This window comes from Salipiger sp. HF18, assembly GCF_011806505.1.
Lineage (GTDB): Bacteria > Pseudomonadota > Alphaproteobacteria > Rhodobacterales > Rhodobacteraceae > Salipiger > Salipiger thiooxidans.
On sequence record NZ_JAATOS010000163.1, the window covers coordinates 1 to 8232 of the forward strand.

Annotated in this window: 7 protein-coding genes; 4 read left to right on the forward strand and 3 right to left on the reverse strand. The window is 69.5% G+C overall.

Going from position 1 to position 8232, the window contains the following annotated elements; translation table 11 throughout:
- A partial coding sequence (locus tag HC022_RS14175; RefSeq protein ID WP_368484670.1) for an HAD hydrolase-like protein occupies nt 1–231 on the reverse strand: 231 nt, incomplete at its 3' end.
- Between the two features lie 126 nt (nt 232–357).
- Between HC022_RS14175 and glmU the strand changes: the two genes are divergently transcribed.
- The 3 genes from glmU (at nt 358) to HC022_RS14190 (ending at nt 4266) form a co-directional block, all read left to right on the forward strand.
- On the forward strand, nt 358–1707 hold the full coding sequence (glmU, locus tag HC022_RS14180; protein WP_167452879.1) for a bifunctional UDP-N-acetylglucosamine diphosphorylase/glucosamine-1-phosphate N-acetyltransferase GlmU: 1350 nt from the start codon (nt 358–360) through the stop codon (nt 1705–1707).
- A 5-nt stretch (nt 1708–1712) separates the two neighbouring features.
- Complete coding sequence (gene glmS / locus HC022_RS14185) at nt 1713–3530, forward strand: glutamine--fructose-6-phosphate transaminase (isomerizing) (RefSeq protein ID WP_167452880.1); 1818 nt, start codon at nt 1713–1715, stop codon at nt 3528–3530.
- A gap of 61 nt (nt 3531–3591) precedes the next feature.
- Nucleotides 3592–4266 (forward strand): DNA alkylation repair protein, encoded by a 675-nt coding sequence (locus HC022_RS14190; RefSeq protein ID WP_167452884.1) that lies wholly within the window; start codon nt 3592–3594, stop codon nt 4264–4266.
- Nucleotides 4267–4294: 28 nt separating this feature from the next.
- Here the strand turns inward: HC022_RS14190 and HC022_RS14195 are convergent, their stop codons facing one another.
- Nucleotides 4295–5401, reverse strand: coding sequence for an acetoin utilization protein AcuC (locus tag HC022_RS14195; RefSeq protein ID WP_167452881.1), 1107 nt, complete (start codon nt 5399–5401; stop codon nt 4295–4297).
- Nucleotides 5402–5518: 117 nt separating this feature from the next.
- Between HC022_RS14195 and HC022_RS14200 the strand changes: the two genes are divergently transcribed.
- Nucleotides 5519–6571 carry an AbrB family transcriptional regulator gene (locus HC022_RS14200; protein WP_167452882.1) on the forward strand — a complete coding sequence of 351 codons (1053 nt, stop codon included), beginning with the start codon at nt 5519–5521 and terminating at the stop codon, nt 6569–6571.
- Between the two features lie 25 nt (nt 6572–6596).
- On the opposite strand, the gene HC022_RS14205 is transcribed toward HC022_RS14200, so the two are convergent.
- The coding region (locus HC022_RS14205; RefSeq protein WP_167452883.1) for an ATP-binding cassette domain-containing protein at nt 6597–8232 on the reverse strand (1636 nt) is incomplete at its 5' end.

Sequence of the window (8232 nt, forward strand, 5' to 3'; positions counted from 1 at the left end):
GGTGAGCAGCCGCGGATACCATTCCTCGACCCGCTCGGCGTCGAAGGCACCCGCCCGCTGCATGCCCAGCGTCAGCATCGCCCGCGCCCCGCGAAACGCCGTGGCGGCGTCGGTCAGCGGATCCAGCCGCTCGGCCAGCCCCATGCGCTCGAAGCACCAGTTCGCCGATGCGATGAGATCTGCGCTGGTGTCCGCCAGCGTTCCGTCGAGATCGAAGATCACCGTCTTCATGCCCTGCCCCTTTTGTCCTGCCCGTTTTCCTGTCACACGGCGAAATCCAACGTGAAGCCTGCGACCTTGCCCCTTTTCCCTGACCGGATAAAACGGGCCAAGGCAGAAAACAAACGAGAAACCGGCATGAGCATCGCCCTAATCATCCTTGCAGCGGGAAAGGGCACCCGCATGGAGTCCGACCTTCCCAAGGTCCTGCACCGCATCGCCCACGCCCCGATGCTCTGGCACGCCATGCGCGCGGGACAGGCGCTGGAACCGGCGCGCGTCGTCGTCGTCGCCGGGCACGAGGCCGAAATGGTCACCGCCTCGGCGCAGGATTACGACCCCGAGGCCCGCGTCGTGCTGCAGGGCGAACAGCTCGGCACCGCCCACGCGGTGGCGCAGGCGGCGCCCGAGCTGGCGGAGTTCGACGGCGACGCCATCGTGCTCTACGGCGACACGCCCTTCATCAGCCAGGACACGCTCGAGGCCATGGCCCGGGCGCGCGCCACCCATGACGTGGTGGTGCTGGGCTTCGAGGCCGCCGATCCGGGCCGCTACGGCCGGCTGGTGACCGAGGGCGACGCGCTCCTGCGCATTGTCGAGTTCAAGGACGCCACCAACGAGGAGCGGGCCATCACGCTCTGCAACTCCGGCGTGGTGGCCGCCGACGCGCGCACGCTCTTCTCGCTGATCGAGGCGGTGGGCAACGACAACGCGGCGGGCGAATACTACCTCCCCGACATCGTCGCCATCGCCCGCGAGCGCGGGCTGTCTGCGGGCGTGGTGCATTGCGCCGAGGCCGAGACCCTGGGCGTCAACTCGCGCGCCGAGCTTGCGGGCGCCGAGGCCTCCTTCCAGCGTGCCGCACGGACGCGGATGATGGAGGACGGCGTGACCTTCCACGCCCCCGAGACGGTCTACCTCGCCTGGGACACGGTGATCGGCCGCGACGCCGAGGTCGAGCCCAACGTCATCTTCGGATCCGGCGTCACCATCGAGAGCGGCGCCCGCATCCGCGCCTTCAGCCATCTCGAGGGCTGCCACGTCAGCCGCGGCGCCATCGTCGGCCCCTTCGCCCGGCTCCGGCCCGGCGCCGAGCTGGCAGAGGACACCCATGTCGGCAATTTCGTCGAGATCAAGAATGCCTATCTCGGCGAAGGCGCGAAGGCCAACCACTTGACCTATCTCGGCGATGCCGACATCGGCGAGGGCACCAACATCGGCGCGGGCACCATCACCTGCAACTACGATGGCGTGTTCAAGCACCGCACCACCATCGGGAAGAATGCCTTCATCGGCTCCGACACGATGCTGGTGGCCCCGGTGACCATCGGCGACGGCGCCATGACCGGCTCGGGCTCGGTCATCACCTCCGATGTCGCCCCCGGCGCGCTGGCGCTGGGTCGGGCCAAACAGGTCGACAAGCCAGGCTTCGCCACCAAGCTCTTCGAGATGCTGCGGGCGAAGAAAGCCACCCAGAAGAAGGACTGACAGGCATGTGCGGAATTGTAGGCGTGCTGGGCAACCACGAGGCGTCCCCCATTCTGGTCGAGGCGCTGCGGCGGCTCGAATACCGTGGCTATGACAGCGCCGGTATCGCCACGATCAACGGCGGCAAGCTCGACCGGCGCCGCGCCGTCGGAAAGCTGGTGAACCTCTCGGACCGGCTCGTGCACGAGCCGCTGCCGGGCAAGTCGGGCATCGGCCACACCCGCTGGGCGACCCATGGCGAGCCCAACGAGAAGAACGCCCACCCGCACCGCTCGGGGCCCGTGGCGGTGGTGCACAACGGCATCATCGAGAACTTCCGCGAGCTGCGCTGCGAGCTCGCCAAGAAGGGCCACCAGCCCGAGACCGACACCGACAGCGAGACCGTGTCGATGCTGGCCCGGCTCTATCTCGAAGAGGGCAAGACCCCGGTCGAGGCCGCGCGCGCCACGCTGGCCCGGCTCGAGGGTGCCTTCGCGCTGGCCTTCCTCTTCGACGGCGAAGAGGATCTGATCATCGCCGCCCGCAAGGGCTCGCCGCTGGCCATCGGCCACGGGGACGGCGAGATGTTCGTGGGCTCTGACGCCATCGCGCTGGCGCCGATGACCGACACCATCACCTATCTCGAGGAAGGCGACTGGGCGGTCATTACCCGCAAGGGCGCCGAGATCTTCGACATGGAGAACCGCCGGGTGAACCGAGATGCCCGCAAGATCCGCATGGACGCGGCGCGCATCGACAAGGCCGGCTACAAGCACTTCATGGCCAAGGAAATCGCCGAGCAGCCCACGGTTCTGGCCGATGCCCTGTCCGCCTATCTTGACGGGGACAACATCAGGTTCCCCTCGCAAGGCATTGATTTCACAAAGATCGACCGGCTGACCATGGTGGCCTGCGGAACCGCGTTCTACGCCTGTCTCACGGCGAAATACTGGTTCGAGAAGCTCGCCCGTCTGCCGGTCGAGGTCGATATCGCCTCCGAGTTCCGCTACCGCGAGCCGCCGGTGGTGCCCGGCACCACGGCGATCTTCGTGAGCCAGTCCGGCGAGACCGCAGACACACTCGCCGCCCTGCGCTACTGCCGCGACATGGCCGACAGCATCGTCTCGGTGGTCAACGTCGACACCAGCTCCATCGCCCGCGAGAGCGACCTCGCCCTGCCGATCCACGCCGGGGTCGAGGTGGGCGTCGCCTCCACCAAGGCCTTTACCTGCCAGCTCAACGTGCTGCTGCTGCTGGCCATCGAGGCCGCCTCGCAGCGCGGAGAGATGGCGCCTGCCGACCGCAAGGAGCTGCTGTCGCAGCTGCGCGGGTTGCCGGGGCTCTTCAACGCCGCGCTCGACCGGGATCCGACCATCGAGCGCGCGGCGCTGCGCATCTCCGAGGCCCGCGACGTGTTGTTCCTCGGCCGCGGCATGATGTACCCGATCGCACTGGAAGGCGCCTTAAAGCTCAAGGAAATCAGCTATATCCACGCCGAAGCTTATGCGTCCGGCGAGCTCAAGCACGGGCCCATCGCGCTGATCGACAAGACCGTGCCGGTGATCGTCATGGCGCCGCATGACTCGCTCTTCGACAAGACCGTGTCGAACATGCAGGAGGTGATGGCGCGCGGCGGCAAGGTCTGTCTGGTGACCGACGCGGCGGGTGCCGCCGAGGCCGGCGAGGGCGTGGCGCAGGTCATCACCCTGCCTGCGGTGGACGAACGGCTGGCGCCGCTGCTCTACGCGCTGCCGGCGCAGCTCATCGCCTACCATGCCGCCGTCGCCAAGGGCACCGACGTCGACCAGCCGCGCAACCTCGCGAAATCGGTGACGGTGGAATGACCTCAGCGCTCTGGCCCGTGAGGGGCCGCGCGTCTTGGGCGACGCAGGAAAGGGCCCGCGCGTGACGCCCGAGGCCGCGCTGGACGAGATCGCGTCCCATGCGGAACCCGGCCGCGCCGAGGAGATGCGCGCCTACCACAAGGTGGCGCGCCGCTATCTCGGCGTGCCCAACCCGGTGCTGAACGACCTCGCCCGGGACTGGCGGCAGGCGCTGCCGGTGGATGCTCGGGTCGAGCTGGCCAGTGGCCTGTGGCAGAGCGACGTTTTCGAAGCACGTCTCGCTGCCGCCAAGCTGCTGACGCAGGCGCGGATCCGGCCCGACGACGGGGTCTGGGCGCTGATCGCGTCGTGGGTGCCCGAGTTCGACAGCTGGGCCATCGCCGACCATGCCTGCCTCGCCGGGCAGCGGCGCCTCGTGGCGGACCCTGCGCGGATCGAGCAGGTGGCGGGCTGGACCGAGAGCCCGCATCTCTGGACCCGGCGGGCGGCGCTGGTCATCACCCTGCCCTGGGCCAAGATGAACTTCCCCTCCGAGGCCGATCTCGCGATCCGCGACCGGGTGCTCGGCTGGGCGGCGGGCTATGTCCCGGACAGAGAATGGTTCATCCAGAAGGCCGTCGGCTGGTGGATCCGCGACCTTTCAAAGCATGACGCGGCCCGCGCCCGCGCCTTTCTCGACAGCCATGGCGCGGGGCTGAAGCCCTTCGCGCTTCGGGAAGCCTCGAAATACCTCTGAGGGCTTTTCGGGGGGTCCCGAAGTCGCCTCAGAGGCGCCGGCGCAGGATGCCGATGGCGCCGCGGATCTCATCCCGCACCGGCCCCTCGCGCGGTGCGTCGCGCAGAGAGGTCAAGAGCTCGGGCGACGGCCGGCCCTTGCGGGCCCAGGTGAGGCCCGCCAGATGGCGCGCGGCGCCCTCGGTCAGCTGGTCGGGCAGCTCCTGCCCCGAGAGCGTGCCCCAGACCCCCGCCCAGCAGCGCGCCACGGTCCACGGGTTGTAGCCGCCTCCGCCCGAAACGATGAGCCGGGGCGCGAGGTCGAAGAGCGCCGAGACCGCGCGGAAATGGCTGTTGTTCGACAGCGCGAGGCGCGACAGCGGGTCCTCGGTCAGCGCGTCCGAGCCGCATTGCAGGAACACTACGTCCGGCTCGAAACGCTCGACCGCAGGCAGGATCAGCCGCTCGAGCACCAGCGCGAATTCGCTGTCGTTGAAGCCGCGCGGCACCGGCAGGTTGAAGGCCGCGCCATCGCCGTCGTCCGCAACCGCACCGGTGAAGGGCCAGCGGCGGTCCTCGTGCACCGAGATCGTGCGCACCTGCTCGGAGCCGTGGAAGGCGTATTCGACACCGTCGCCGTGATGGGCGTCGATGTCGACATAGACGACGCGGCGCGCGCCGAGCCGCAGCAGATGCAGGATGGTCAGCACCGGCTCGTTCAGGAAGCAGAAGCCGCTGGCGCGGTCGGCGAAGGCGTGGTGCGTGCCCCCGCCGAGATTGTGCACCGCCCGCGCCTGCCCCGACATCACCAGCTCGGCCGCGAGCAGCCCGCCGCCCACGGCGGTGGCGGGGCGGCGGAACATTTCGGGGAAGACCGGGTTCGACAGCGTCCCCAGCCCGTGCCTCTCGCGGATCTCGGGCGAGACCGCGCCCTCGCGCTCCGCCGCCTCGAGCGCCGCCACATAGGCGGGCGTGTGAAAGGCGGTCAGCGCCGCCGCACGGGCGCGCGGGCTGGTGCGGTAGAGCGCCGAGGGCAGCAGTCCGAGCGCACGGGCAAGGTCGATGGCGGCGGGCACGCGCTCGATCGAAAGCGGGTGACGAATGCCGTAGCGCGAGCCACGGTAGATCTCGGAGCCAATGAAGAGCGCGCGCTGCATGTGCCCTATCTAGGACGCCTGGCCGCCGACGAAAAGCGCAACAACGGGAGCCCGTTGCACATTCCCTGCGGTTGATGTTGTCTCGCGCGCATGTATGGAACGACCCTCCCCCTCCGGATGATCTGGCTCACCTCGGCGCTGCTCGTGCTCGGCGGGCTGGGCGGGCTGCTGGCGCAGGCGCTGCACTTGCCGATGCCCTTCATGCTCGGCAGCCTCGCCAGCGCGGCGGCGGCCGTGGCGCTGTTTCAGCACGGCGCGCTGCGCGACTACCGCTTTCCGCTGAAGTTCCGCACGCTCTTCATCGGGCTCATCGGGGTGATGATCGGCACGCAGGTGCGGCCCGACATGATCAACGAGCTTGGCGGCGTGGCGATCTCGCTTGCGGCACTGTCGGTGTTCGTGGCGCTGGCCCATGCGGGCAACTACCAGATTTTCCGCAGGCTCGGCGGCTATAGCAAGGCCACCGCCTATTTCGCCGGCACCCCCGGCGGGCTGATGGAGAGCCTCGTGATGGGCGAGCGCGCCGGTGCCGACCTTGCGCTGCTCACCGCCCAGCAGTTCCTGCGCATCATCATCGTGATCACCGTGCTGCCGACGGCTCTGTCGCTCTGGTTCGGCCACCCGGTCGGCAGCGCCGCCGGGATCACCACGGGCGCGGCAGCCCCGGTGCCGCTGCTGGGGCTCGGGCTCATCGTTCTGGCGGCGCTGGCCGGGCTCGGGATCGCCGGGCTGATCCGCCTGCCCGCCGGGCAGATCACCGGGCCGCTCCTGCTGTCGGCGGCGATCCCCCTGACCGGCGCGGTGGACCTGCACCTGCCGTTCTGGCTGATCGCCGTGGCGCAGGTCGTGGTGGGCGTGTCGCTGGGGCTGCGCTTCACCGGCATGTCGGCGGCGATGCTGCGCCGCTCGCTCGGCATGAGCCTGGTGTCGGTGGGCTGGATGCTGCTGCTGGGCGCGGGCTTCGCGCTGGCGCTGGCGCAGGTCACGGGACTGCCGTTCCTGCACCTGCTGATCTCCTACGCGCCGGGCGGCGTCACCGAGATGTCGGTGATCGCGCTCGGGCTCGCGATGAACCCGGCGCTGGTGAGCCTGCACCACGTGGTGCGGATCCTGCTCACCGTGGGGTTCATGAGCCTTGCCGAAAAGGGCATGAAGCTCGACGCAGAGTGATCCCGCGCCGCAGGGTGAACCGGGGTCAGCCCCCGGCCTTCTCTTCGAGCACCAGCCATTCCTCCTCGGCGGCGGAGAGCTTCTCCTGCCGCTCGGTCAGCGCCTCGGTGGCCTTGCGGAACTTCACCGGCTCGCGGGTGAAAAGCTCGGGGTCCGCGAGCAGCTGCTCGAGCTTGCCGATCTCGGCCTCGAGCCGCTCGATGACGCCCGGCAGTTCCTCGAGCCGGTGTTTCTCGGTGAAGCTGAGCCCGTCCCGGGGCTTGGCGGCGGCGGCCTCGGGTTTCGGGGCTTCGCGCGCGGGTTTCGCGGACTTCGCGTCGGGCGCCGCAGCGGACTGGGTCTCGGCGCGCTGCGCCTGGTAGTCGCTCCAGCCGCCGGCATAGACCAGCGCGCGGCCGTCCCCCTCCATCGCCACGGTGGTGGTGGCGATGCGGTCGAGGAAGTCGCGGTCGTGGCTGACGATCAGCACGGTACCGTCGTATTCGCCCAGCAGGTCCTGCAGCAGGTCGAGCGTCTCGACGTCGAGATCGTTTGTCGGTTCGTCGAGCACCAGCAGGTTCGATTCCCGCGCCATCAGTTTGGCCAGCAGCAGCCGCGCCTTCTCGCCGCCCGAGAGCGAGCGCACCGGCGCACGGGCCTGCCGCTCGTCGAAGAGGAATTCCTTGAGGTAGCCCACCACGTGCTTGGGCTCGCCGCGGACCAGCACCTGATCGGCCTTGCCCGAGACGCGCATCTCCTTGTCGCCGGTGAGGCTTTCCCAGAGGCTCATGTCCGGATCGAGCTGGGCGCGGGTCTGGTCGAAGACCGAGACCTGCAGGTTGGTGCCGAGCTTCACGGTGCCCTCGTCGGGGGCGATCTCCCCCAGCAGCATGCGGATGAGGGTGGTCTTGCCGGTGCCGTTCGGCCCCACCAGCGCCACCCGGTCGCCGCGCTGCACGGTCAGGCTGAAGTCGCGCAGGATCTGCTTGTCGCCGAAGCTCTTGGAGAGCTTCACCGCCTCGATGACCTTCTTGCCCGAGGTCGGCGCCGAGGCGAGCTCCATCGCGGCCGCGCCCTGCCGGCGGATCATGCCGGAGCGTTCCTGCCGCAGTGCCCTCAGCGCGCGGAGCCGGCCCTGGTTGCGGGTGCGGCGGGCAGAGATGCCCTCGACCGCCCACTTGGCCTCGGACTTGATCTTGCGGTCGAGCTTGTGGCGGGCGTCGTCTTCCTCGGCCCAGATCTTGTCGCGCCAGTCCTCGAAGCCCCTGAAGCCCTGTTCCTGCCGGCGCACGGCGCCGCGGTCGATCCAGAGCGTGGCGCGGGTGAGCTCCTCGAGGAAGCGGCGGTCGTGGCTGATCAGCACGAAGGCCTTGCGGGTGCCCTTGAGTTCGGTTTCGAGCCACTGGATGGCGGCGATGTCGAGGTGGTTGGTCGGCTCGTCGAGCAGCATCACGTCGGGATCCTGCGCCATCAGCCGGGCCAGCGCCGCGCGCCGGCGCTCGCCGCCCGAGGCGGTCTCGACCGCGCGCTCGGGGTCGAAGCCGAGCCCCTGCCCGGCCGCCTCGACGAGATACATCTCGGCCGGACCGAGGCCCTCGGCGGCGTAGTCGCCGAGCGTGGCGAAGCCGGTCAGGTCGGGCTCCTGCTCCATGTAGCCGACCGAGGTGCCCGAGGGCACGACG

What these genes read in the sequence shown, in the direction of transcription:
- glmU (WP_167452879.1), top strand. Translation starts at nt 358, where the DNA reads ATGAGCATCGCCCTAATCATCCTTGCAGCGGGAAAGGGCACCCGCATG.
- glmS (WP_167452880.1), top strand. Translation starts at nt 1,713, where the DNA reads ATGTGCGGAATTGTAGGCGTGCTGGGCAACCACGAGGCGTCCCCCATT.
- HC022_RS14195 (WP_167452881.1), bottom strand. Translation starts at nt 5,401, where the DNA reads ATGCAGCGCGCGCTCTTCATTGGCTCCGAGATCTACCGTGGCTCGCGC.
- HC022_RS14200 (WP_167452882.1), top strand. Translation starts at nt 5,519, where the DNA reads ATGATCTGGCTCACCTCGGCGCTGCTCGTGCTCGGCGGGCTGGGCGGG.